Below are 24,165 nucleotides of genomic sequence, written 5' to 3'. Positions count from 1 at the left end.
GCGCGGCCGAGCGGGAGGATTTCTAGGGGCGCGGGCCTACTCGCGCCGCACGAACAGGTTCCGCGCGCCGCTCTCGGTGGACCCCGGTCGGCCCCGGAGGCCGATCGACACGCGCCCCTCTTCGAGGTTCGTCGAACAGGGGCGCGCCTCGCCGTCGTCGACGGCGTACGTCACCCGGGAGCCCGCGCGTGAGACGCGCAGCACGTCGCGCGCGACCGCGCCGGGGCAGTCGGGTCCTCCCACGACGCGCTCGACGCCCGCGGCGTCGCGGAGCACGACGAGCGGCGACGCCGCGGTGACGCGGAGCTCGATCGTGACCGCGGCGAAGCTCACGTCGGGCAGGAACACGCTGGCGCCCTCGCGCAGCAAGAGCCCGCGCGAGACGTCGAAGCGCAGCTCGCCGCGTGAGGGTGCGCGGTCCGGCGCGAGCGGGCCCTCGTCCTTCACCAGGAGCGGGCGCGGCACCGGCGCGTGGGCCCCGCGGGAGCCGTGCCGAAAGGCCCGGAGCGAGGTCGTGTCGTCGCGATCCTCGAGCCACACCGCGAGGCCGGGATCGGGCGCGGCGAGCAGACCGCCGCGGGGCCCTATCGCCTCTGCGGAGGTCTCCGGGGCGTCGACGAGCTGCTGGAACGCGCCAAACCAAGGCTGCCAGCGCAGCCAGCGCCGCCCCGTGTGGAGCAGCGGAGCGCCGTCGCCGGCGTCGAACAGGCTCAGCGTCGCGGAGTCGCCAGCGAGCTCCTGCACGGGGAGCTGCGGCGCCACGGAGCCATCGGCGCCGATGACCCACACGCTCCTCCAGTCGGACGAGGCGCCGCGCGGGGCCGCGAGCACGGCGAGCGCGCCGCCGCCGGCGAGCGCGACGAAGGCCGCCGCGCGCGACGCGGGCAGATCGCGGCGCGGCAAGGTGAGCCTCGACGCGTCGGGCGCGAGCCACTCGAGCGCGCCCACCGGGGCCCCGTTCGCGTCCTCGCCCCCGGCGACGAGCACCTCTCCCGACGCGAGCCGGAGCACGGTGGGGCGAGCCCGCGGCACCGAAAGGACCGCGAGCCCGCCGGTGCGGGCGCGGCGCGAGCGCGGCTCGACCGCCTCGAGCGTCGCGAGGAGGCCCGAGGCACCCCGCCCGCCGACGAGCAGGGTCTCGCCCGAGACCAGCCGGACGGCGCCGTGCTCGGCGCGGGCGTCGTTGAGGGCGATCTTCTCCGCGGCAAAATCGCCGCCCGCGAGGTACACCTCCGCGCTGGCGAGGGGTGCCCTCGAGCCGGGCTCAGCGCCGCCCGCGACGAGACCGCCGAACGCGCCCGTGAACGCGGCGCCCCCCACGCCCGCGCCCACGCCCGCTCCGGCGTCGAACGGCGTGATCGACGGCGAGAGGCGGCGCGCTCCGAGCCCGACCGCGAGCGCCGTGAGCGTACCCCGCGCCAGATCGCCGACGTAGGTCCGCGGCACCTGGCCGCGGGCGCTCATGCCCCCCGCGACGAGGACGTGGCCCTGATCGAGCGCGGCCATCGCGCTCTCGACGCGCCGCTCGAGCGGGGCCGAGAACGGGCAGGCCGCGCCGTGGGGCAGCAAGAGCAAATCGACCGGGCCGCTCGGCGGCACCGCGCCTACGCCGAGCCAGGCCGCCGCAGGGCCCGGCTGCGTGACGTCTGCGACCAGAACGCGCGCGTCGGCGGAGATGGCGCCGAGCGAGGCACCGGGCGCGCGCAGAAAGAACGAGCCTATCTGAGGCGACGCGGGCTCGAAGTCGCCCCACCCCACGACCACCGAGTAGGCCCGATCGGCTGCGACCGGACACGCCGCGAGCGTGTTGAAGTGGACGGGCCGGTCATCGACCACGGGCTCCGGGCGACACGCCGCACCCGAGAGGCCGAGGCCCAGCGCGAGCGTGGTCAGGGTGGACGGGCGGCGGTCCATCGCGCACAGCGTACTCGACTGCCGCGGGCCGCACGCGACTCCGCCTACGGCCGCGCGGCTCGGCGGCCTGCCGCGAGGTGCGGTACGCTCGCTGTCGGGCGCCACAGAAGGCCGCCCACCCTGGCTCCATGTATCCGCAATCTTTCGGGAAATACGTCATCGAGCGGGAGCTTGCCCGTGGCGGGATGGCGCGCGTGCTCCTCGCGACGCTGCGCGGCGCGGGCGGGTTCGAGAAGCGCCTGGTGGTCAAACAGATCCGCGACGAGTGGGCGCACGACTCGGAGTTCGTGACGCGCTTCGTGGCGGAGGCGAAGACCACGGTCGCCCTCAGCCACCCGAACATCGTCCCGGTCTACGAGCTCGGGGTGGAGCAAGGGGTCTACTTCATCGCGATGGAGCTCGTCAGCGGCGTAAGCGTCGCCGAGTTGCTCGAGGCCGACCGGGTGACGGCCGGGCGCGCGGTCGGTCTGTCCGCCGACGAGGGCGCACACGTCGGCGCCGAGCTGTGCCGCGCGCTCGACTACGCGCACCGCCGGATGAACGTCGTTCACCGCGATTTGACACCGCGAAACGTCATGATCGACGAAGAGGGGCAGGTGCGCCTCATCGACTTCGGGATCGCGGCGCCCGCGCGCGCCGCGGGGCACGAGGTGCTGGGATCGCCCGGGCACATGCCGCCCGAGCAGCTCGCGGGAGGCGAGCTCGGCCCCGCGACCGACGTCTTCGCGCTGGCCGCGCTGCTCATGGAGGCCTGGTCGGGCGAGGCCCCGTTTCGGCGCGCCACGGAGGAGGCCTGCGCCGCCGCGATGCACGCCGCGCACCCGCGCCCGAGCGACGCGCACCCGGAGCTCGCGCCGCTCGACGCCGTCGTCGCGAGGTGCCTGCGGCTCGACCCCAGAGAGAGACCGCAGGAGGTCGACGAGCTAGGCCGCGCCCTCCGCAGCTTCCTGAAGGAGCGCGAGACCGAAGAGCTGGCCCGACGCCTCGGCGAGCGCGTACGCCAGGCGCGCGACGAGGGCGCGTCGAAGCTCGCGTCGAGCGAGCCTCCTTCGACGCGCAAGCTCGACGACGGTGAGGCGCCCACGATCACCCGCACCTTCGCGGCACGCGAGCCCGAGGTAACCCCTTCGAACGCGCCCGCGACACGCCGGCTCGACAGCCCACTCCCTCCGCCGCCCGCGCCGCCCGCGCTGCCTGCGCCGCCCGTCGCTCCCGAGGGCGCGACTCCGGTCTCCGGGCGGGCCCCGGTCCCCCAGCGCGCCCACGAGCCCGTCCCGACGGGGCGCTCGCCTCTCGCGCGCACGGCCAGCGTGCTCGCGCTGCTCGCGGTCGCGGGGGCCGCGTGGTCGGTCTACGCGCGACGCGAGAGCCGATCGCTCCCGCCCCACCTCTCCATACCGGCGGCCACCGCCCCGCTCGACCCGTCCTCCGACCCGAGGGCCCCCTTCGCCGCCTCGCCGTCGGCCACGGTGATCTCAGCTCCGCCTTCCGCGCCGACGCCCGCGCCTGCGCCCGCCCCCTCTCCCGCCGCCTCCGCCGCGACGCGCCCGCCCCCCTCGGGGGCGGCGCGCGAGACCCCTGCCCGCGCGGCCGAGCTCGTGCTCCTCGGCGAGCTCGGCACGCGCGTCTCGGTCGACGGGACGCCCCGCGGCCGCACTCCCGTGCGCCTCTCGGTCGAGCCCGGCCCTCACGACGTGCGCTTCACGTTCGAGGCCACCGGCGAGTCGCAGGGTATGCGCGTCTCGGCGAGGGCCGGAGAGCAGGTGTCGCTGCGCTCCGAGTTCACCGGGGCCGTTCCGACCGTCCGCGTCGTCCGTTGACCTTCGTCACACGCCGTCGCGGACCCCACGTCGCCGCCTGCGGCGCCGCCCGAGAGGCGTGATAAAGAGTCCGCCATGGTCGACTTCTTCGAACTCTCCCGTCACTTCACGGACGAAGAGCGCGCCGTCCGCGACAGCGTGGGCCGCTTCGTCACGACGCGCGTGCTCCCCACCATCGGAGACCACTTCGAGAAGGGCACCTTCCCCACCGACCTCATCCCGGAGATCGCCGAGCTCGGCCTACTTGGGTGCAATCTGCACGGGTATGGCTGCGCGGGCCTCTCCGAGGTGGGCTACGGGCTCGCGATGCAAGAGCTCGAGCGCGGCGACTCCGGGATCCGCTCCTTCGCCAGCGTGCAGGGCAGCCTGGCGATGTACCCCATCCACACCTTCGGCTCGGAGGAGCAGAAGGCGCGCTACCTCCCGGAGATGGCGAAAGGCCGCATCATCGGCTGCTTCGGGCTCACCGAGCCCGATTGGGGCTCGAACCCGGGCGGCATGGTCACGACGGCCATCGACGATGGCGACAGCTTCGTCCTGAACGGCACGAAGCGCTGGATCACGAACGGCAACATCGCGCAGCTCGCGATCGTGTGGGCGAAGCTTGGGGGCGTGGGGGGCGCGAACGGGACCGGCGCCGACGTGCGCGGCTTCATCGTGCCGACGGACACGAAGGGCTTCGAGGCGCGCCTCATCCACCGCAAGATGAGCCTGCGGGCGAGCGTCACGAGCGAGCTCATCCTGGAAGACGTGCGCGTCCCGAAGAGCGCGCTGCTCCCGAACGTCAGCGGCATGAAGGGCCCGCTCTCCACGCTCACCGCCGCGCGCTTCGGGATCGCCTGGGGCGTGCTCGGCGCCGCGCAGGCCTGCTTCGACTCGGCGCTCGACTACGCAAAGAACCGTGTGCAGTTCGGGGGCAAGCCCATCGCGTCGCACCAGCTCGTGCAGGCGAAGTTCGCCGAGATGCTCACGCAGATCACGACCGGTCAGCTGCTCGTGCTTGAAGCGAGCCGCCTCAAGGCCGAGAAGAAGCTCACGCCGCAGCACGTGAGCATGCTGAAGCGCACCAACGTGAGGGCCGCGCTCGAGATCGCGCGCGCCTGCCGGGACATCCTCGGCGGCAACGGGATCACGCTCGAGTACCCGATCATGCGCCACCTCTGTAACCTCGAGACGGTCTACACCTACGAGGGTACGCACGACATCCACACGCTGGTGCTCGGCCAGCACGTGACGGGGATCGCCGCGTTCGCGTGAGCGGGCGCGGGGGTCGAACGGCGCGCGTCGGGCGAGCTCGATCGCGTCGATCCCGTCGAGCGCGGCGACCTGAGCGTCAGGCGAGCTCGGTCGCGTCGAGCGCGCCGACCTGCCGCAGAGCCTCGAACAGGGCGATGCCCGTGGCGTTCGCGAGGTTGAGCGATCGCACGGCGCCGAGGGTGGGGATGCCCACGACCCGGTCGGCGTAGGCCGCGAGCAGCTCCTCCGAGAGGCCCACGCTCTCTTTGCCGAAGACGAGTGCGTCGCCGCGCGCGAACGCGCGCCGCGTGTAGCTATCCGCTGCGGTGCCCGAGAAGAGGTGCAGCGCACCGAGCGGCGACTCCGCGCGAAACACCTGAAGGAACGCGTCGAAATCGCCGTGCGTGCGGACGTCGACGAGGTGCCAGTAGTCGACGCCAGCGCGCCGCACGGCGTGCTCGTCGATGCGAAACCCGAGCTTGCCCACGAGGTGGAGCGGCGAGGTGGTGGCCGCGCAGAGGCGCGCGATGCTGCCTGTGTTCGGCGGGATTTCGGGCTCGACGAGCACCACGTGGAAGGGCAGCGCGCCAGGCTCCACCTTCGCGCGCAGGCGCTTCGTCTCGAGGGAGGTCCGCGGCACGCCCGCACTCTAGGAGCGCGCGCCGCCCAAGACCAGTCTCGTCCGAGGGCGGTCCACCCCGGCGCCGCTGAAGCCTCGTGGGCGTCCGGCGCGGTCGTGGTGTACGTTCGCGCGCATGGCCTGGCGCACCTCCCCCGGTTGGCGCACCCCACGGTGGCGCCCCCACGGTTGGCGCGCACGCACTGCCCTCGCCGCGGTCGCGGCCGCCCTGCTGACGGCGTGCCCGCACCCGCAGGACGGCGCCGCGGTCGGCGTCTCGGAGAAGCCTCGGCTCTCGCGGAGGCCGACGCCCCCCGCCGCGTCGGCGACGGCCACCAAGGAGCCGCCCGATCTGCGCGCCAGCACGGCGGCGCTGGGCGGTCCGCGGCCGTCGCTGGGCCACGCGGGCGGCCGGTGGGACTACCGGCTCTTCGCCAACGAGGCGGGGCGCGCCGCGCTCACCGCGACCGACCCCGCAGCAGAGGCGCCGGTGGGGGCCAAGCTCGTGATGGACCACTTCGAGCGCACCGACGGCGCGAAGGGCCCGACGATGGCCATGGAGAAGAAGCCCAAAGGCTACGATCCCGCCCACGGCGACTGGCGCTGGGTCATCGTGGGCTCGAACGGCGCGCTGCTCTTCGACGGCAAGACCGAGCGCTGCTGGGGCTGCCACGACGACGCGGCGCACGACCGCGTGTTCTCGCACGGCCCGTAGCCCGAGCGACGGCTCAAATCGAGCATATCATTACGACTTATCAGACATTTTTTCATATCGGATAGTTCGTCTCGCTCACCCGGGGCGCGTCGAGGCAAGCGTGGGTCGCCGCGGCTCGCCCGTGCGCGCGCGCGGGCTGGTAGGCTCCGGGCATGCGCGTCATCGCCATCCGCGAAAACCAGCTGGTCCTCGAAGAGCGCCCTGCGCCTACTCCCGAGAAGGGCGAGGTGCGCGTACGCGTCCACGCCACGGCGGTGAACCGCGCCGACCTCTTGCAGGTGCGCGGCGGCTACGCGGCCCCGCCCGACGCGGTGCAGGACGTGCCCGGGCTCGAGTACGCGGGGGTGATCGACGCGGTGGGCCCGGGCGCCCACCGCCGGCGCGTGGGCGATCGCGTGTTCGGTCTCGTCGGCGGCGGGTCGTACGCGGAGGCGCTCGTCGTCCACGAGGAGCTCACGTGCGCGCTGCCCGAGGGGCTCGACTTCACCGCAGCGGCCGCCCTGCCCGAGGCGTACCTCACCGCGTACGACGCGATGGTCACCCAGGCCGGCTTGGCCGCGGGCGAGACGGTGCTCATCCACGCCGTCGGGAGCGGCGTGGGCACGGCGGCCGTCCAGATCGCGAGGGCCGTGGGCGCGCGCTCGATCGGCACGGCCCGCACCGAGGAGAAGCTCGACGACGCCCGCGCGCTCGGGCTCGACGTGGGCCTTTTAGTGCAGAATGCACAGTTCTCGAGCGCCGTCCTCGAGCACACGGGTGGCCGAGGGGTCGACGTGGTGCTCGATCTCGTCGGCGGCGACTACTTCGGCGAGTCCGCGGCCGGTGCGGCACCGCGGGGGCGCCTCGTCCTGGTGGGCCTGCTCGCAGGGCCTCGCTGCGATCTCGACCTCGTCACGGTGCTGCGCAAGCGGCTCACCCTCCGCGGCACGGTGCTGCGCTCGCGGCCGTTCGAGGAGCGCATCGCCGGGGCCCGCGTGCTCGAGCGCCACTTGTCGCCCCTCTTCGCGACCAGCCGCCTCACGCCGGTCGTGCACGCGGTGCTTCCGCTGGAGCGCGCGGCGGAAGCCCACGCGCTCGTCGCCAAGAACGTCGGCTTCGGCAAGATCGTGCTCGACTGCGGCGCGAGCCCGGGGTGACCCGCGCGGTGGCGCGAGACGCCGCAGCTCGCGGCGGGACGTCGCGGCCTCAGAACCGGAGCAGATCGCCGCGCACCTCGAAGCCCACGGAGAACACCTCCACGTCGAGGTGCTGCGACGAGGGCAGCGCGCGGAGCTTCAGCGCGAGGGTCAACCGCGGGGCGCGCACGAGGGCGATGCCGAGACTGAAGTAGGGCAGCGGGCCGAGGCGCGCGCTGCGGGCCTCGTCGCCCGCGAGGCGGGTGCGCACGACCACCACGCCGACGCCGAGGCCGCCCTGGAAGCGGAGCCGCCACGTGTCGAAGGTGAGCCCGCCCGACGCGTTCCACAGCGACAGCCGCTGGTCGGCGATCTCCGCGCGCGAGGTCTGGTCCGCGGGCACGAGGGTGCCGCCGGAGGACACGACCGTGTGCCCCACGTCCACGAACGGGCTCAGGAAGTACCGCGTGCGATAAACGAGCGCCGCCGACGCGGTGCCCCCCACGCGCCGATCAGCGACCGCGAGCTCCTGCACGGCCTGCTCACCACGCGTCACGCCGACGCCCACGTGGAGGTCAGCCTCGAGCGCGCGGGTGGGCGCGATGTCGGCGAGCAGCGCGAGAGGGATCATCTCCGCCCGGGCCTCGGTGGAGTGAAATCGCCGACATGATACTTGTAAAATACAAGTCCTGGCGTGTCCGAGATCATGGCGTTCGGCTTGCCGAGCTTGAGGAACCTGTCGATCACGTCGGTGCCGTTCACCGTCCAGTAGACGACTCGCAGGCCGTTCGCCTGGGCGGCGGCGACCTCTTCGGCCTGGGGGCCGAGGGTGAAGCGTGGGGCCCAGATGGAGCAACCCGCGTCGAGCGCCTGGGCGGCGTCGGTCTCCAGGAGGCACACCGTGCCGGCCGGGTGAGGGAGCCCGCGCCACACGTCCACGAGCGAGGCGTCGTACATGCCGTTCACGACGGTGAAGGGCAGCCCGCCCTCGCGGAGTCGCGTCGCCCCACGCACCGTGTAGTCGGCCGCGAGCGGGAGCTGGTGCGCGAGCACCTCGGGCGCCTTCGTGTCGAGCCACACCCCGCGGAGCCGGGTCGAGCGAAAGGCGACGTCGAGCGCCTCGGCCAGCGTCGGGATGGTCTCACCGTTCTCGAGGCGGCAGTTCGCGCGGAGCTGACCGAGCGTGAAGTCGCCGACGAAGCCCTTGCAGAAGCGCCCCTGCACGAGGCGGGGCGACAGCTCGGCGTCGTGCATCAGGACGACCACGCCATCCTTCGTGAGGCGCGTGTCGACCTCGGCGAACTCGGCGCCCAGCAGCTCGATCAGGCGCATACCCGGCAGGCTGTTCTCGGAGGCGCCATAGTCCTGGATGGTCGCGCTCGCGCGGTGACCGCCGGCGAGGAAGTCGGGCTGTCCATCGTCGTCGAGCGCGACGCGCAGCGGCGCCTGAAAGGTGGCCGTCAGGGGGGCGCTGGGCTCCTGGTCACCCTTCCCCCAGGCGCCCTCGAACTGCACCTGCGGGGCGTCGCCCGCGACGAACGTGCCGGCACACAGCTTCGTGGCGATCGCCGCGTCGACGACCTGGAGTCGAATGAGCCCGACGTCCACGTTCTCGGCGTAGCGCCAGTGCCCCTCGAACACGACGCGCGCCCCGCCGTCGAGGCAGCCGCCCTCGGTGATGGCGTAGATCGCGTCGGGTCGACCGAAGAGCGACAGGCGATTCACGGCCGATTTGGTCACGAAATCCGGGCCGAGGAGCGCCCCGCCCTTGCCGCCCACGCGCCACGCCGCGCCGAGCGCGTCGTAGCTTGGCTGCGGGAGCTGCACGGCGTCGCGGAGGAGCCCGCCGTTGGCGAAGGATGGCACCCGAATGTCCGGACGAACGCTGCACGACGGCGCGAGCGCGCCGAGCGCGCCGAGCGCGCCGAGCGCGCCGAGCGCGCCGAGCGCATGCCACGGCCCACTAGAAAGCATAACCACCGAAGAAGCGGGGATAGGCCACGAAGGCTTCGTCGGCGGCGAACGGCAGCCAGAGCGCGTAGGACGCGCGAGAGATCATGAGCGCGGTGCCGAAGTACCAGTTCCCGCCCCCGTGGAGCGGGTTCTCCACCACGATCGCGCTCTCGCTGCCGACGACGCGCGCGTTGGCCGTACGGGTCGCGGTGCCACCGAACACGCCCGTCTGCGCGGAGCTGAACACGAGGTCTTCCCGCAGCGTGAACGCCACCTCTTGCGAGCGCCACTTCCAGCCGACCGCGAGCCCTGGACGGAGCAGGAAGGAATAGAGGAACGCGTCATAGCCGAAGCCCACGAGCCCTCCGAACCCCGCGCCGCCGAGGAGTCGCAGCCCGATCGACGGGGCTCCCGGCACGTCGTCGAACACGTGCGTCCACGAGGCACCGAGCAGCGCCTCGTTCGTCACGATCGCGGTCTGCACGCGCATGAGCGCCGCGAAGCCCAGCGGGAGGCCGACGCGCAGGTTCAGCTCCGCCATGGGGAACGCGCTGATCTGCCCCTCGACCACGCGCTGCGGGGGGTAGTCCCAGAGCAGCCCAACAGCGAACGCGACCGTGCTGGCGGCGGGGCCCTCGGGGTGGAAGACGAGCTTGCCCAGCGGAGGTCGGCTCGCGCTGTCGGGCGGCGCGGCGTCGGCACGGGCGTCGGCCGCCCACGCGCCGAGCGCGACCACGACGGCTGCGGCGCGAGCCCCTGCGTGAAGTGTGGCCGCGCGCACGGGCTCAATACTTCCGCGCGCGGTCCGCGCGGTCGGCCGAGGTGCGCGAGGGCGCCAGGTACGGCGCGTCGAGGGGCTGGGGCGCGTCGCCCCCGGCCTCGGCGTCGCTCCGGCCCCGCGCGGGGAGCGAGTCCCCGAACAGCGGGCGCCAAATGGGCGGCAGACCGGCCTCGCTCCTGCGCGCGTCTTCGCGGGCCGGCAGGCGGCGCGCCGTGGCGAACGCGGTGGCGGCGAGCGTCAGGCCGGCGAGGACGTCGAGCAGGTAGTGCCAGCGCAGGAACATCGTGGCCAGGATGATGTTCGTCGTCACGAAGGCCATGAGCGGCCACGTGTAGCGGAAGGGGAGCTTGTCGCGGTGGCGATACGCGAAGAGGGTGAAGAACGACGGGACTGCCGTGTGCAGGCTAGGGAAGATGTCGGTGCGATGCGTCCCGTCGAACGACGCCACCGTCTTCGCGACGAGCGGCCAGAACACGTCGCCCTCGAGCGGGTGTTCGAACCGCGCAGCGAGGAGGCGGTACGGGCCGAACCCCGGGACGAGCGTGTAGACGAGCTGCCCCACGCAGAACACGGTAAAGATGCCCCACGAGAACTCGCGCAGCACGTGCATGCGCCGTTCGAACAGCGACATCGGCACGATGTGCACGAGCAGAATGCCGAAGTAGAGATAGTAGAAGAACGAGAACCACTCGGTCGTTCGCGGGTTCACGTACCGGTCCCACGCCTCGGCAGGCTCGAAATGGAAGAGGGCCTTGTCCGCCGCGTAAATTTGCGCGTCCCAGGAGGTCGCGCTCGCGCTCGGGAGAATGTAGTGGAGCTGTGTGAACGTGGCGATGATGGCGCCCGGCAGCGCGATCCGGTACGCCATGTCGGCCAGGCGCCTCGGCGTCTGCGGCGCACGCGCGAGGGCGAGCAGGAACACGAACCCGAGGTCGTCGAGCAGGATCCAGCGCATGGCCTGGGGCTGCCGATCGCCGCTACCAAACCCGACCAGCAGCGTGAGGACGAGGAGATAGCTCGTGACCATCCAGTCCTGTGTGGCGAGGTGACCGAAGGCCCCCTCCGTCGCCGGAGCGGGGACCGGCGCGGGCCCGCCCGGCGCTCGCGTGCCGCGCACAGCGGACCGCATGAGCGCGTAGAGAGCGATCACGGCCGCGAGGGCCACAGCCTGCTGGAACGAGTTCACGACTTTTGGCTTCCGTGGTCCCCGGCAGGTAAGTGCACGCCACGGGCAATAAGGGGTCACGGCAGCGTGCTTTTTTCCCCGGACGCAAGAGGTGCGCGGACGCGCAGGTCGTGCACGCGGTGCTGCCGTTGGAGCGCGGGGCGGAGGCCCACGCGCTCGTCGCCAAGAACGTAGGCTTCGGCAAGATCGTGCTCGACTTCGACTGCGGCGCGGGCCCGGGCTGAGCCGCGCGGCGACCCGCGACGCGTCAGGGCCCACTCAGAGATGTGTTGCTCATATCGGCGAGGACCGCGCGTCGCAGGCAAGGCGCGGCGACGACGATTAGTTCGCGGAGGGGGAAGCGGCGGCCCCCTGCGCCGCGATGCACTGCAGCGCGTGGCGCACTGGGCGGCCGAGGCGAGGCGACGACACCGAGACCGCCGCGGCGCCGTCGAACGAGAGCGTGACCGACTCGCCGTTCTTGCGCTGGAGCACGATCGTGCCCGCGGTGGGGCACGCGAAGCGGTTGCCGCAGACCTTCAGGCCGGTGACCGTGCGCGAGTGCGAGCGGTCGCCCACCGTCGTCTCGGCGCTGCCGTCGCGGGTGGTGCAGCGCGCCGCAGGGTCGAACACCGTGCTCATGGTGACCGAGCGCGAGAGCGCCTTGCCCTTCTTCGTGACGCCGGTCGTCTGCGCCTGCCGCGTGCGAACGAGCGTGGCGCCCGACTTCTCGTAGGTGATCGTGGCGTGGTGCTCGACGGTGGCCGCGTCGACGCGGAAGCCCACCGCGTCGTGCTTCACCGTGAGCTTGCCCGCCGCGCGCGACCACGTGGTGACGACCGTGCCGTTGTACGTGCGGCGGTTGTAGGGGCCGACACAGCTCGTGAACACGCTCGTGGCGGTGTTGGCGCTCGGGTCCACCGTCGTGACGACGCAGCCGGCGGGCGTGAAGAAGCGGCCGGGGTTCTTCACGAGGCGATCGCGGAGCTCCGCGTCGGTCTCGGCCGCCCCCGCCGTGGCGAGCGGGTTGGCGGCGTCGGCTCCCGCGAGCGGATCCTCGAGGCCCGCCTCGGCGTCCGTCTCGACCTCCGAGGCCTCGCCGTCGTCCTCCACGAGCGCGGCGTCCTGCGTCCCGAGGACGTCGGAGTCGTCGACGGTCTTGACCGCGCAGCCGGCCTGCAGGGCACCGAGGACAGCGGCGGCGGTGAGGAGAGCGAAGGCGTTTCCGAAGACGGTGAGGTGGCGCATGGGAGGCTCCTGGGGGCGGGCTGGGCGGCCGCGGGACTGCGGCGATACCCACCTAGGAGCAACCCTCGTGCCGTCGGACGATGTGACAAACAGCGGCGGGATTCACCGCCGTTTTGCGGACATTTGCGCGGACGCGAGGCTCGCCGGACCGCCGCCCGTCCGGACCTGGACCTCGCGAGGTCCAGAGAGACGCGAGGCTCAGTGGTTGCGCGCGTGCTCGAGGCAGAACGTGGTCGGCACGCCGCACTTGGCGCACGAGCACACGCGGATGTCCGCCCCGTCGCCCTCGGTCGCGCCGCACTCCGCGCAGGCCCGCGCAGCGGCGGGGGCCTCGGCGGGGCGCATGGAGGCGCGGCGACGCTCTCCAGCCGCGGCGCCCTGACGCGCGCGCACGAAACCGATGAGCGTGGGCGCGAAGAAGAGCAGGTAGTTCGCGAGCGCCGCGAGGATGCCAGCGCGCGTCGCCCAGGAGCCGGTCGCGAACGAGAACCCAAGCAGCCCGAGGCTGAGGAGCGCGAGCCACTTCACCCGCACCGGGATGAGCAGGTAGAGGGTGACCTGCTGGTTCGGGAAGAGCGTCGCGAACGCGAAGAAGAGCGACGTGTTGAGGTACAGGTTGCCAGGCGAGCCGCCGGTGAGCCACGCGGCGACGGTGGTGCCGAACATGCCAAGCAGGTAGTACGCGTTCAGCTTGAACGGGCCCCACTCGCTCTCGAGGGTGCGGCCGACGAACCACGTGAAGCCGAGCTGAAAGAGCAGGAAGATCGGGCTCGTGGTGGTGCCTGGCAGGAAGATGTAGCTCACCAGGCGCCAGACCTGCCCGGCGCGGATCGCGGCGAAGTCGAGCGCCATCGCGTCGACGATCTCCGGGCGTACGATCCCGAGCACGAACGCGATCGCCATGCCGCCGACCACGTACGCGGTGAGGTTCGGGATCGCGAAGCGCCCGAGGCGCCGCTCGAGGCGTGTGAGCACGCTGTCCATTCGCGCTGGGTAGCACCCGCGGCGTCAGGCAGGAAGCGCCCCGGGCGGCCGGGCTCAGGGCCCGCCCAGAAATTAGTTGCTGATGTCGGGCGCAGCGAGCTGCGTAGCGCGAGGGAACCTCTCGCAGTAGACTTAGTTGTCGGGCGAGCCGCACCCCAGCCAGGTGTCGAGCTGGGCGGCCAGCGTGGGCTCTTTGCTGAGCACGCCCGGGGTGAGCTGGGGCATGGCGAGCCCACAAGGGTTGGTCGCGGCGATGTTGCAGGCGATCGTGGACGTCGATTTGTCGGTGCTGCAGGGGTTGATGTACGGCTTGCCGTTGATGGGTTTCGTGCGCCCCTGCTGCAGGAAGTTCTGGTAGGTCACCGCGGCGTTCGCGTTGTCCATGCGGGGCGCCGTGCCCGTGGCCGTGTGGCAGGAGCCGCACTCCTTGATCAGCTTCGGCATCAGATCGTTCTTGAAGCTCACGGTGCAGACGCCGCCATCGACCGGGCCACCTCCGTCGCACAGCGTCCCCACCGCGGCGCCGGCGTCGCCGCCGTCGAGCGCGGGGTTGTAAGGATCGGGTGGGAAATCGCCGCGGAGGCTGTCGGGATCGGCGTACTTCTTGTCGTACTCCCCCTTCGTGTAGTCGGTCTCGCCGCACGCCAGCGCCACGCCCACGAGAGCGACGCCCACCAGCGCCATCGTCCACCGCTGCATGCGGTCATTCTGGGGGCACGATCGCCCCATCGCAACTGCGAAGCGCGCGCCCACATGGATCGAGCGGGCCTCGGGTGCGCACGATCCAGGCCGCCAGGCCGATCGGGCTGGAAATCCGGGACCGAATCGCTACCTTGGAGGAGAGGTGACCATGCCCGTCTTCGCCGCCTTCACCGCCTCGGGACGAACGCTCCCGCACGACGCGCGCGCCTCGCTTCGGCCCGCGGCCGCGCTCTTCGCGCTCGCGCTCACCGCGGTCGCCGCGCTCACGCAGACCGCGTGCGTGAAGGTGGCGCCGTACGAGCGAGGGACCCTGGCCCACCCCACGATGACGACCGACGACGTGTCGCTCGGGGTCGACGCGCACGTGCGCGGTGTCTCCGAGGGCGCGGCCGGCGGCCTCGGCGGGGGCGGCGGCGGCTGCGGCTGCAACTGAAGCCTGTCCGGCAGGTCTTCCCCCCGTGCGGAGATCCCCTAAGACTTTCGCCCTCATGCGGCCGCGCGCTTCGTGTACGTTAACGCCGTGAACTCGCGCACCCTCACGCGCCAGCCTCGCCCCGCGCGGCCGCGAGCGGCGTCGCTCCGCGGCCTCCGGAGCGCCTCGCCGCTCATCGTGAGGTGGCTGTTGGCGGGCGGCGCGCTCGTGTCCGGGCTCACGGCCCACGGAGTGGCGTACGCCAGCGAGGACGCGGCGGTGCACAAGGCCGTGCAAGACACGATGACCGAGGACTACCCGGGCAGCCTCGGGCCGGCGAAGTCGAAGCTCTCCGACGCCCTCGGCCTCTGTCTGCGGAAGGGCTGTACCGGGAAGGTCAAGGCCGAGGTCCACGTCGCGCTCGGCATGGTCGCCTCCCAGCTCGGGCAGGTCGACGAGGCGAAGGAGCAGTTCGCCTCTGCGCTCCGGGCCGACGCCGCGGCCAAGCTCCCCGCCACGGGCGTGACGCCCAACATTCGGGCCCAGTGGGCGCTCGCCGCCAAGAGCGCCGCGCCACCGGCGGCGCCCGCGACGGAGGCGCCGCCCCCCGCGGAGGAGGCGGCGATCCCCGAGGGCTGGAAGAGCGCGGAGGCGTTCAAGCTCGCCAAGCAGGGGCTCGACGCCGACCAGGCGGGCAAGCTCGACGAGTGCATCGCGAAGGACCAGGCCTCGCTCGAGCTGGACGAGCAGCCCCGCACGCGCCTGCACTTGGCCTCGTGCGAGAGCCGCGCCGGCAAGCTGGTCGAGGCCACGAAGGACGCGCAGAAGGCCCTGGAGATGGGCCTCCAGAAGCGCGACGCGGGCGTGATGAAGGTCGCGCGGCAGCGCGTGAAGGACCTGCTCGACCGCATCCCGCACGTCACGTTCGCGCCCCCAGCAGGCGTCACCGACCTCGTCGTCAAGTTCGACGACCGGCCCGTCCCGACGAACGCGCTCACCAAGAAGTTCAGCGTCAACCCCGGCAAGCACCAGGTCGTCGCCGAGGGCCTCGTGAACGGGCTCCCCGCCACGTTCGAGCAGCAGGTCGACATCAAAGAGCGTGAGCTCGTGACGGTGACGATCACCCTGAAGCCCCAGGGGGGCGCGGTCACGCCTGCGCAAATCAAGTGCATGTTGCAGGCGAAGTCGCAGGAGGAGGTCCAGAAGTGCCTCCCGCAGAACACCAAGAACCTGGTGATCCGCGTCGGCGCCGACTTCAGCGGCTACGCCGACACCAACTCGGTCTACGTCGTGTCTCCGGGCTTCAACGCGTCGGTCACGTCGCCCACCTCGGGCTGGAACGTGGGCGGCAACTTCCTCGTCGACGCGGTGAGCGCGGCCTCGCCCGACATCGTGTCGACGGCGTCACCGCCGTTCCGCGAGCGCCGTTACGCCGGCGGTCTGAGCGGCGGGTACAAGCCCGGCACGTACGGCGTGCAGGCGCTGATGAACGTCTCGTCGGAGCCGGACTACCTCTCGGTCACCGGCGGAGCCGCCATCACGGCCGACCTCAACGACAAGCTCATCACGCCGCGACTCGGCTACTCGTACACGCACGACAACATCTACCGCGGGCCCGACAACCCCACGAACAACCTGTTCCAGGTGCACGAGTTCGAGCTCGGGGTCACCTTCGTGCTCTCGCCCACCATGGTGGTGCTCGTGGGCGCGACGGCGCAGTTCGAGCGCGGCGATCAGTCGAAGCCCTACCGCTACGTGCCCACGTTCGACCCGGTCACGGTCGCCCCGTTCGTCCCCAACGGGGCGACGATCGACCTCGTCAACAAGTACCGCCAGCCGATCCGTCCGCTGGAGCAGCTCCCCACCGAGCGCGACCGCTACGCGTTCGGCGCGCGCCTCAACAAGCGCATCGGCAACGCCACCCTCCGGCTCGAGCAGCGCTTCTACTTCGACACGTGGCTCACGAAGGCGTCGACGACCGACATGCGTTACATGGTCGACCTGACGCGTCGCCTGCGGCTCTGGCCGCACCTGCGCTTCCACGCACAGACGGCCGCGAACTTCTACCAGCTCGCCTACCCCGCCCTCGCGGACCCCGGCGGCATCACGCCCACCACGCTGTTCACGTACCGCTCGAACGACCGCGAGCTGTCGCCCATGGTCTCCGCCACCGTCGGCGGCGGCCTGCGCGTCGCGCTCGGCTCGCTCGAGGGCGACGTGCGCTACGGCATCAGCTTCGTGGGCGATCTCCTCTACTCGCGCTATTTCAAGGCGCTCTTCCTCACGGCCCGCACCGGCGTCTACGGCACCGTCGCCTTCGACGCCGAGTTCTAGCCCCCTTCGCACCGCCACCTGCCCCCGCCCCCGCCCCCGGCCCATGCAACGCCCTCCCCGCTCCACCCAGCTCCTCGGCGCCGCCGCGCTCGTGACCGCGCTCGTGACCGCGCTCGTCGGCGGCTGCTCGCTCGACCCGGTGCAGAGCGGCAGCATCAAGGCGCTGGGCGACGAAGATCCGAACATCCCGCGGGGCGAGTACCACCGGCAAGGGCAACCGTGTGTGCTCTGCCACAGCACCACGGGCCCCGCGTCGGACAAGCCGTTCGCGGTCGCCGGCACGGTCTTCGTGGGCCCGTTCTCGGCGCGGGGCGCCGGGAACACCTGGGTGCGCGTGGTCGACGCGAAGGGCACCCAGGTGTGCAAGACCACGAACTGTAAGGGCAATTTCTTCTTCCGCGACGAAGACTTCACGCCCAACGGCCAGTTCCAAGAGAAGCCCGGCCCGAGCTTCCCGCTGCTCGTGAGCATCCAGCGATCGCTCCCGGGCAACCCGGTCGGCGCGAACCGCGCGATGTCGAGCCACATCGGCCGGGAGGGCTCGTGCTCCGCGTGCCACAAGCCGCCGCCCGACGCCAAGTCGGTCGCGTCGTTCGACACGCCGGGCGTGGTGCGCCTCTACGACACCGAAGCCTCCGGCGACCAGGCGCTCCCGCCGAGCACCGAGGCCTGCCCGCCGGCGGCTCCCGAGCAGCTCGTCCCGTGCCCGGAGAACCCGCCATGAGCCCTCGAAGCCCGCGCGCCCTGCCTGGTGCTCTGAAGCGAAGAAGTGTCCGTGTGGCCCTGGTGATGAGCGCAGCGGTCGGCGGCTCGCTCGCGTTCGCCGCGTGCGCGTCGGTGCCCGACAACGCCCGCCTCACCGTGCTCGTCGCGGACGACGGCGCGCCCCTCGAGCCGGACTACGCGATCTACAAGGCGCACGTAAACGAGATCCTCGAGCGGCAGTGCGGCACCCTCGACTGCCACGGGCAGGCGGGGCGCGCCTACCGCCTGTACGGCCGCACGGGCCTGCGCATCTTCAACCCCGACGGCTCGCTCGGCTCCGGCCTGAACCCCACCACCGAGGAAGAAAAACGCTACAATTTCCAGTCGTTGGTCACGCTGCAGCCGGAAGAGATGCGCCGCGTGATGGCCCGCAACGGCACCGATCCCGAGACCCTCATCTTCCTGCGCAAGCCGCTCAAGGTGGAGCGGCACAAGGGCGGGCAGGTGCTCGCCTTCAACGGCCCGGCGTACAAGTGCATCACCGGATGGCTGCGCGTGCCCATCGGCGGGGCGCTCGACGCCGACTCGGAGAAGGCCTGCAAGTCGGCGCTCGAGGTGCGCTGATCCCGGCGTGAGCGCCGGGATCACTCAGCGGAGCGAAGGCGGGATCGAGTGGCGCTGCGGCCTCAGCGACGGCGGCACCCCCTCTTCCGAGGCCTTCGACGTGGGAGGGTTCGCCATCGACGCGGGCATCTTCTCGGTCATCTCGGCGGCGTCGTTCACGATCTTCGTCGCCGCCGCCGCGCGCGCGTTCTTCTGGCTCAACGTGTCGTGATCGACCACTGCGTGCCCCTCGAGGAGGTCCAAGTACTCGAGATCGAGCTCGCCGCCCGAGGGCAGAATGAAGACGCCGAAGAGGTGCGCCTGGCGACGTATCTCGGCGACGAGCGGCCGAGGCACGTGGAGCGCGGCGTGCGTGATGAGGTGAATCACCGGATCGCGCTGATCGCGCGCGCGGAGCAGGGAGATCTCGGTCGCGAGCTGGGCGAACACGCGCGCCGGGTTGCGGCCGCGCTCGCCCTTGAAGCCGAGGACGTACGCCGCCGGGAGCTGGCCCGGGCGCGCGCGCTGCACGTCGTAGAGGCGTGAGTCGAAGAAGCGGAGCCACACCTCTTCGCCGGCGAGCTGGAGCTTCTTGCCGAGCGCGATGGCGAGACCGCGAGCGAACACCTGACGATCCCCGCGCATGGAGGCCGAGGCGTCGATGAGCAAGTAGTGCAGGCGTCGCGCCTCGTCGGGCGCTTGCTCGCGCGTATAGAAGAGCAGCTCGTTCTCGATGAGGCGCCGCGCGAACTCGGTCTCGTCCCACGCGAGCTCGGTGAGCACGAGAGAGTCGAGGGAGCCCTTCTGGCCGATGCCCGCATACCCGTGCACGGCGTGCGTGCCGGTGGCCTGCGTGCGCCGCGTCTCGAGGACGCTCGGGAGCAGCTCGAGGCTGAAGTTCACGATGTCGTTCGCGGCGGGCGTGCTCATGGCCGCGAGCAGATCGACGTGCGCGAGCGCGCCCGCCGCCGTGGACTCGGGACCGAGCATGCCGAGCAGCCGGAGCGTGTCGAGGTCGAGGGCGTCGGCGAGCGTGAGCACGTGGAGCCGCGCGCGCGCGAGCGCCTCGAGCATGGCGATCTCGAAGTTCCGGGGCATTCCGGCGAAGAGCTGCGCGAGCTGGGGGTCGAGGTCGCGCACCATCTCCGGGTCGAGCGGGATGCTCGCGGGGTAGGGAGGCCGGAGTCGCGCGCGCTGGACGAGCGAGCCGAGCACGCGCGCGAGCACGACCACCACGAGATCGTCGGAGAGCCTCATGGTCGCCGCGCGGGCCGAGGCCTCGCTCTCGGCGATCTCGTTCACGACGCTGCGATAGATGGCCGCGAGCTCGGCCCCTTGGGCACGCGCGCGAGCGCGGCCTCCGTGCTCGAACGCGCGCCTATCTCGAGCTGCTCCTTGGGGCACGCGTAGAGGAGGCCGAGATCGTGCACCATGAACAGTGGCAAGTGCACGCCGAGCTTCGCCAAATCGCGGTACCAGCGGAGCGCGCGCAGCACCATCATCGGCGAGGCGGCGCGCACCGCGGAGAGCGCGAGCCCGCCGAGCGGGCCGACCACGGCGGGATCTTTGGCGAAGGCGGGCGAGACGGGCATGCGCCCCGCGAGGGTAGCTCAAATCGCGGGCGCGAGGTCCACACCGCGCGGCCCCGCGCGCGACGTGTCCATCCGCCTTCCGGCGCGGCCCGAGTCCGATAGACTCGCCAGATGGCCTCCCCCAAGCTCCGCCACGCCGCCGTGCTCACCCTCGTCGCGTTGTCCCTCACCGTGCTCACGGCCGGGTGCAAGAAGGCGAAGCCCGGCGGGGCCTGCAAGAAGAAGGGGGACATCCAGTGCGTCGACAAGACCACGGGCGTCATCTGCGTGAACGACGTGTGGGAGACCCTGTCGTGCGAGGGCCCGATCGGCTGCATGACGGTCGCTGGCTCGGGCAGCTGCACGCACACGAAGTACGCGGTCGGCGAGCCGTGCCTGAACGAGGGTGAGCCGCAGTGCTCGGGCGATCGCAAGTCGATGATCAAGTGCGAGAACGCCCACTGGAAGCTCCTGAACAAGTGCGGCGGCGCGCTCGGCTGCGTCGCGAACGTAAACGGCGCGAAGTGCGATCTCGGGGCGGCGTCCGCAGGAGACGCATGCACGAAGGAGAACGAGGGCAACGCGTCGTGCACACCCGACAAGAAGAACCTGCTCGTGTGCAAGGGCGGAAAGATGACCCTCGCGCAGACCTGCAAGGGGATGCATGGGTGTCGTCAAATGGGCACGAAGCTCGACTGCATGCAGACCATCGCCGACCTGGGTGATCCCTGCGAAGGCAACGACGGCGGCTACGCCTGCACCACCGACAAGCGCTCGCGGCTCGTGTGCAAGGGCGGAAAGATGGTGAAGGACCGCGACTGCAAGTGCTCGGTCATGATCGACAAGGTCAACTGCAACTGAGCGGCGACGCGAGGGAGCGACACGCGGACGTCGGCGCCGCCCCGCGCCCGGCGGGCGGCGCCGCTCGTTTCGCTCAGCGAATCACGATCTTGCAGTGATCGCGGAACCGCAGCTCGTACGTCTTGCCCTTGCCCTCGAGCACCGTCGCGACCGTCGCGACGAACGGGCCCTTGCAGGCGCCGAAGGCGTCGAGGGTGCCTACGGCGTCGAACGACGTGGGTCCGCCGCCCATGCGAAAGGTGAAGCCGTTGTTCGGGTTCAGCGCGGTGCCCTTCGCCGTGACGGTGAGGGTGCCGTCGCTCTCCACCTTCACTGAGCACGAGCGCGGGTAGCTGTCGACGCTCTCGTGGAACTCGCACGGGCGCGCGCCTCGCGGCCCGCCCTGGGCCTTCGTGAGCGTCGGCGGCGGAGGCGCGGGCGGCTTCGGCGGGGCCTCGGCGGGCGTGGCTGCAGGCGCGGGCTCCGGACAGGCGGCCGGCGGGGGCGGCGGCGCGACCGGGGGCGGGGGCGGAGGCGGCGCCGGCGCGGCGACGCACGGCTGCGCGGGCGGCGGCGGGGCCCCTGCGCACGCGCCGACGAAGGCGAGGAGGAGCGAGCACGGGAGCGCGCGGCGCGCGGCGGCGGAGGTCATGCGCGAGAACGTAGTCGCGCCACGCCGACTCGCTCAAGGGTCATCGTACGGCTCCTCGTAGGGGGAATCGGCGGAGCCCGCGGCGCGCAGGGCCGTGAGCAGCGCCAGCCCGGGGATGAGCAGACTGCCCAGGAAGGCCGCCAGCGCCGACTTCGGGAGGTGCCACGCGTGGAGCGACGCGAGGGCGAGGCCACCGAGGACCAGGGTCGCCCCGGCGAGGCCCATGAGGTCGTCGATCCAGAGCTTGAGTGAGCCGACGACCAGGAGCACCGCGAGCACCCACGCGGCGAGACCGAGCGGGTACTTCCCAGGGGTCGGCCACGCGGCGAGCGCCACGACCCCCACGAGCCACGCCGCGGCGAGCGAGTAGACAAGTCCGGCCCAGCGACCAAACGCGCGACTCCCGGGGAGCATGCCTCATTCCTAGCACTCCGCGAGTCCTCCTCGCGGCGGTCGTGGAAGCGGGGGGAGCGGCCCGATTCGACAGATCGACGTGCGCCGATGTGCGTCGACAGGGGTCAGCGCGAACACGCTCTCGTCGGTTGACCCCGCGGGGAATGTTTGCGACGAATGCCCGATTCCAACTGCTTTTTCGTGAGAGGTCGCATGCGTTCCTTCTTGGTTTTCGGCTGCGGAGCCCTTGTCTCTCTGAGCGCGGTCGCGTCGTGTGGAGCGCCCGCTGGGCAGCTCGGCGAGTCGGTTCGCCCAAAGGCGGCGACGGGACACGAGGCCCTGGGTGAGGCCAACATCGCCGCGTGCGCGAAGGCCATCGCGGGCGAGCCCCTCGTCGTCGACCTGAAGTCGAGCGAGCGCAGCGATCTCGAGGTGGCCATGCGTGACGGCGTGGTGGTCGTCGGCTTCGACTGTAAATCGCTCAAAATCGTGAAGAGCTGCGCGGCGCCCGGCGGCTATCGCTTCGCGGGCGTGACGCGCAAGGAAGACGTGGTGCGCATGACCAGCGCCGACGAGCTCGCGGCGAACCTACCGCTGAGCGGCGCGTCGATCTCGGCGGGAATGAAGCGCGGGTCGACGCTCGATCTCGCGCTCGTCACGGTGGGGAAGAAGCGCGCCACGGCGAGCGAGATCACGAAGTCCGACCTCACGGGCTCGGGGTGCGCCGAGGCCACCCACGTCGTGCGGGGCGTGTACGTGGGCGCGTTCGCGCTCGCCACCGGCACCGAGGGCGAGGTGCGCGCGGTCGCGCAGATCTTCGGGGCAGGCACCGCGGGCTCGAGCGCCGCCGGCAAGAAGACCGAGGCGCGCGACGGCGAGCTCGACGCGTGCCGTAAGTCGACGCCGGACGCGAACGCTCCCCCCGAGCAGTGCGCAGCCATCACCCGGCTCGAGCTCGTGCCGATCGTGGCCGAGAAGAAGGACCCGAAAGACCATCCGAAGGCCGAGACCGCCGAGGCGCACGCCCCTGCGTGCCCGGAGGGGTTCGCGTGGGACGGCCTCAAGTGTGTGGGCGGCAAGTCCACCGCGAAGGCGTGCAGCCAGGCGACGGGCACCAAAGAGGAGTGCTCTGCGGGCTGCTCGGCGGGCAACGGGGAGAGCTGCTTCGTGCTCGGTCTCTACGCCGGCTCGCCGCCCGCCGACCCCACGACCAAGATCGGTCGACGCCCCGTGCCGCCGGCGCAGGTGGACGCGGCGGCCCTGACGAAGGGTTGCTCGCTCGGCTACGCCCCCGCCTGCATGACAGGGGCGCACTCCGACCTCGGCGCGCTCTACCGGCCGGGCGTGGCTGAGGCTGAGAAGGCGGCGGCCACGGGACGAGCCGGCAAGGCGTTCGAGGCGGCGTGCAACCTGGGCGACGCCTACGGCTGCCTCGACCTCGCGGATTTCTACGATCCGAACCAGCCCGAGCGCGTCGGCTTCGCGAAGAGCGTCGACAAGCTCGTGGGGTACGTGAAGCGTGCGTGCGATCTCGGCAATGGCCGGTCCTGCGGGCGCCTCGGCGACATGCACCGCGACGGCAAGGGCGCCAAGGAGGACTCGTCGCTCGCCATCGCCGCGTACGAAAGGCAGTGCAGCGCCGGGGGCTACAGCGACGGCGACGGCTGCTACAAGATCGGGGCGATCTACGCGAACGGGAAGGGGCTGCCGGCGGATCCCACGAAGGCGCTCTCGGCCTTCGACCGCGCGTGCAGCCTGCGCAACATGTTCGCGTGCATGGCGGGCCACGGGCTCGCGGTCACGGCGCAGGACTCTGGCCGGGCGCGCTCGATGCTCGAGCGCGGCTGCAACAAGGACGTGCGCGGGTGGGAGCCGTGCCTCGCGCTCGGCGAGGCCTACGAGAAGGGCGGGCTCGGACTCCAGAGAGACTTCGCGAAGGCCGCGGAGGCCTACGAGCTCGGCTGCGCCAAGGGCGCGTGCGCGCGCGCAGGCGAGCTCTATCGCCGCGGCGGCAACGGCCTCACGGCCTCGCCCGAGAAGGCGCTCCATGCCTTCGAGGCGGGCTGCTCGTCCTGGAGCGAGCCAAAGGCATGCGCCGGCCAAGAGGCGATCCTGAAGACGAAGAGCAAGGACGAGCTCGTGAAGTTCTACGAGCTCCGGTGCGAGCAGCGCAACGATGCGCGCGCCTGTTTGAGGTTGAAGGCCGCGGGCGGGAACCCCAAGGAAGAGACGCTGAAGCGCTACCTGGAGTCGGCGAAGATGGGTTGCCAGCGCATGCACTACGGCGACGAGTGCAAGCTCTGGAAGGAGCTCGGCGGCGCGCCCACGGCGGCCGAGCTGAAGCAGCCGACCCGCGAAGAGACCCTGAAGAAGTCGCAGGCCGGGCGAAACTGACCATCGCCT

The 24,165-nt window shown here is 71.7% G+C and carries 23 protein-coding genes; 10 read left to right on the top strand and 13 right to left on the bottom strand.

Going from position 1 to position 24,165, the window contains the following annotated elements:
* Positions 1 to 36: 36 nt before the first annotated feature.
* Positions 37 to 1,914 carry a hypothetical protein gene (locus tag IPQ09_12415; GenBank protein MBL0195010.1) on the bottom strand — a complete coding sequence of 626 codons (1,878 nt, stop codon included), beginning with the start codon at positions 1,912 to 1,914 and terminating at the stop codon, positions 37 to 39.
* A 128-nt stretch (positions 1,915 to 2,042) separates the two neighbouring features.
* Here IPQ09_12415 and IPQ09_12410 point away from each other — a divergent pair, with 128 nt between their 5' ends.
* Both IPQ09_12410 and IPQ09_12405 read left to right on the top strand, forming a co-directional pair.
* Complete coding sequence (locus tag IPQ09_12410) at positions 2,043 to 3,734, top strand: serine/threonine protein kinase (protein MBL0195009.1); 1,692 nt, start codon at positions 2,043 to 2,045, stop codon at positions 3,732 to 3,734.
* Between the two features lie 75 nt (positions 3,735 to 3,809).
* Positions 3,810 to 4,991: an acyl-CoA dehydrogenase family protein gene (locus IPQ09_12405; GenBank protein MBL0195008.1), complete on the top strand. Its 1,182-nt coding sequence runs from the start codon at positions 3,810 to 3,812 to the stop codon at positions 4,989 to 4,991.
* Positions 4,992 to 5,067: 76 nt separating this feature from the next.
* Here the strand turns inward: IPQ09_12405 and IPQ09_12400 are convergent, their stop codons facing one another.
* Positions 5,068 to 5,538: a tRNA (cytidine(34)-2'-O)-methyltransferase gene (locus IPQ09_12400; GenBank protein MBL0195007.1), complete on the bottom strand. Its 471-nt coding sequence runs from the start codon at positions 5,536 to 5,538 to the stop codon at positions 5,068 to 5,070.
* Between the two features lie 187 nt (positions 5,539 to 5,725).
* Between IPQ09_12400 and IPQ09_12395 the strand changes: the two genes are divergently transcribed.
* Positions 5,726 to 6,304 carry a hypothetical protein gene (locus tag IPQ09_12395; protein MBL0195006.1) on the top strand — a complete coding sequence of 193 codons (579 nt, stop codon included), beginning with the start codon at positions 5,726 to 5,728 and terminating at the stop codon, positions 6,302 to 6,304.
* 152 nt (positions 6,305 to 6,456) lie between these two features.
* Complete coding sequence (locus IPQ09_12390) at positions 6,457 to 7,440, top strand: NAD(P)H-quinone oxidoreductase (protein ID MBL0195005.1); 984 nt, start codon at positions 6,457 to 6,459, stop codon at positions 7,438 to 7,440.
* Positions 7,441 to 7,489: 49 nt separating this feature from the next.
* Here the strand turns inward: IPQ09_12390 and IPQ09_12385 are convergent, their stop codons facing one another.
* From IPQ09_12385 to IPQ09_12355, 7 genes are all read right to left on the bottom strand, one after another.
* Positions 7,490 to 8,050, bottom strand: a complete 561-nt coding sequence (locus tag IPQ09_12385; GenBank protein ID MBL0195004.1) for a hypothetical protein — start codon at positions 8,048 to 8,050, stop codon at positions 7,490 to 7,492.
* The gene (locus IPQ09_12380) at positions 8,047 to 9,399 is read right to left on the bottom strand and encodes a hypothetical protein (protein MBL0195003.1); all 1,353 of its coding nucleotides are present in this window, start codon (positions 9,397 to 9,399) and stop codon (positions 8,047 to 8,049) included. Before IPQ09_12380 ends, IPQ09_12385 begins: the two co-directional genes overlap by 4 nt.
* Positions 9,383 to 10,153, bottom strand: a complete 771-nt coding sequence (locus tag IPQ09_12375; protein MBL0195002.1) for a hypothetical protein — start codon at positions 10,151 to 10,153, stop codon at positions 9,383 to 9,385. The genes IPQ09_12380 and IPQ09_12375 overlap by 17 nt, the downstream gene beginning before the upstream one ends.
* A gap of 4 nt (positions 10,154 to 10,157) precedes the next feature.
* Complete coding sequence (locus tag IPQ09_12370; GenBank protein ID MBL0195001.1) at positions 10,158 to 11,339, bottom strand: phosphatase PAP2 family protein; 1,182 nt, start codon at positions 11,337 to 11,339, stop codon at positions 10,158 to 10,160.
* A 321-nt stretch (positions 11,340 to 11,660) separates the two neighbouring features.
* Positions 11,661 to 12,566, bottom strand: a complete 906-nt coding sequence (locus tag IPQ09_12365) for a hypothetical protein (protein ID MBL0195000.1) — start codon at positions 12,564 to 12,566, stop codon at positions 11,661 to 11,663.
* Between the two features lie 198 nt (positions 12,567 to 12,764).
* Positions 12,765 to 13,550 (bottom strand): hypothetical protein, encoded by a 786-nt coding sequence (locus IPQ09_12360; protein MBL0194999.1) that lies wholly within the window; start codon positions 13,548 to 13,550, stop codon positions 12,765 to 12,767.
* A gap of 132 nt (positions 13,551 to 13,682) precedes the next feature.
* On the bottom strand, positions 13,683 to 14,249 hold the full coding sequence (locus tag IPQ09_12355) for a hypothetical protein (GenBank protein MBL0194998.1): 567 nt from the start codon (positions 14,247 to 14,249) through the stop codon (positions 13,683 to 13,685).
* Between the two features lie 151 nt (positions 14,250 to 14,400).
* Here IPQ09_12355 and IPQ09_12350 point away from each other — a divergent pair, with 151 nt between their 5' ends.
* From IPQ09_12350 to IPQ09_12335, 4 genes are all read left to right on the top strand, one after another.
* Positions 14,401 to 14,685 carry a DUF4266 domain-containing protein gene (locus IPQ09_12350; GenBank protein MBL0194997.1) on the top strand — a complete coding sequence of 95 codons (285 nt, stop codon included), beginning with the start codon at positions 14,401 to 14,403 and terminating at the stop codon, positions 14,683 to 14,685.
* Positions 14,686 to 14,772: 87 nt separating this feature from the next.
* Entirely contained in the window at positions 14,773 to 16,998 is a 2,226-nt protein-coding gene (locus IPQ09_12345; GenBank protein ID MBL0194996.1) for a DUF3570 domain-containing protein, read from the top strand.
* A gap of 43 nt (positions 16,999 to 17,041) precedes the next feature.
* Positions 17,042 to 17,722: a hypothetical protein gene (locus tag IPQ09_12340; GenBank protein ID MBL0194995.1), complete on the top strand. Its 681-nt coding sequence runs from the start codon at positions 17,042 to 17,044 to the stop codon at positions 17,720 to 17,722.
* Positions 17,719 to 18,327, top strand: coding sequence for a hypothetical protein (locus tag IPQ09_12335; GenBank protein MBL0194994.1), 609 nt, complete (start codon positions 17,719 to 17,721; stop codon positions 18,325 to 18,327). The genes IPQ09_12340 and IPQ09_12335 overlap by 4 nt, the downstream gene beginning before the upstream one ends.
* Positions 18,328 to 18,351: 24 nt before the next feature.
* On the opposite strand, the gene IPQ09_12330 is transcribed toward IPQ09_12335, so the two are convergent.
* Both IPQ09_12330 and IPQ09_12325 read right to left on the bottom strand, forming a co-directional pair.
* Positions 18,352 to 19,608, bottom strand: coding sequence for a hypothetical protein (locus tag IPQ09_12330; protein ID MBL0194993.1), 1,257 nt, complete (start codon positions 19,606 to 19,608; stop codon positions 18,352 to 18,354).
* The gene (locus IPQ09_12325) at positions 19,605 to 19,898 is read right to left on the bottom strand and encodes a hypothetical protein (GenBank protein MBL0194992.1); all 294 of its coding nucleotides are present in this window, start codon (positions 19,896 to 19,898) and stop codon (positions 19,605 to 19,607) included. The genes IPQ09_12330 and IPQ09_12325 overlap by 4 nt, the downstream gene beginning before the upstream one ends.
* Before the next feature lie 111 nt (positions 19,899 to 20,009).
* Here IPQ09_12325 and IPQ09_12320 point away from each other — a divergent pair, with 111 nt between their 5' ends.
* Positions 20,010 to 20,738 (top strand): hypothetical protein, encoded by a 729-nt coding sequence (locus tag IPQ09_12320; protein ID MBL0194991.1) that lies wholly within the window; start codon positions 20,010 to 20,012, stop codon positions 20,736 to 20,738.
* Positions 20,739 to 20,811: 73 nt separating this feature from the next.
* Here the strand turns inward: IPQ09_12320 and IPQ09_12315 are convergent, their stop codons facing one another.
* Both IPQ09_12315 and IPQ09_12310 read right to left on the bottom strand, forming a co-directional pair.
* Positions 20,812 to 21,369 carry a hypothetical protein gene (locus tag IPQ09_12315; GenBank protein MBL0194990.1) on the bottom strand — a complete coding sequence of 186 codons (558 nt, stop codon included), beginning with the start codon at positions 21,367 to 21,369 and terminating at the stop codon, positions 20,812 to 20,814.
* Between the two features lie 33 nt (positions 21,370 to 21,402).
* Entirely contained in the window at positions 21,403 to 21,783 is a 381-nt protein-coding gene (locus tag IPQ09_12310; protein ID MBL0194989.1) for a hypothetical protein, read from the bottom strand.
* 192 nt (positions 21,784 to 21,975) lie between these two features.
* Between IPQ09_12310 and IPQ09_12305 the strand changes: the two genes are divergently transcribed.
* The gene (locus tag IPQ09_12305; protein MBL0194988.1) at positions 21,976 to 24,156 is read left to right on the top strand and encodes a sel1 repeat family protein; all 2,181 of its coding nucleotides are present in this window, start codon (positions 21,976 to 21,978) and stop codon (positions 24,154 to 24,156) included.
* Positions 24,157 to 24,165: the final 9 nt, after the last annotated feature.

The sequence above is a fragment of the Myxococcales bacterium genome (genome assembly GCA_016720545.1).
Classification (GTDB): domain Bacteria; phylum Myxococcota_A; class Polyangia; order Polyangiales; family Polyangiaceae; genus JAAFHV01.
This window is presented reverse-complemented; position numbering and strand designations above follow the sequence as displayed.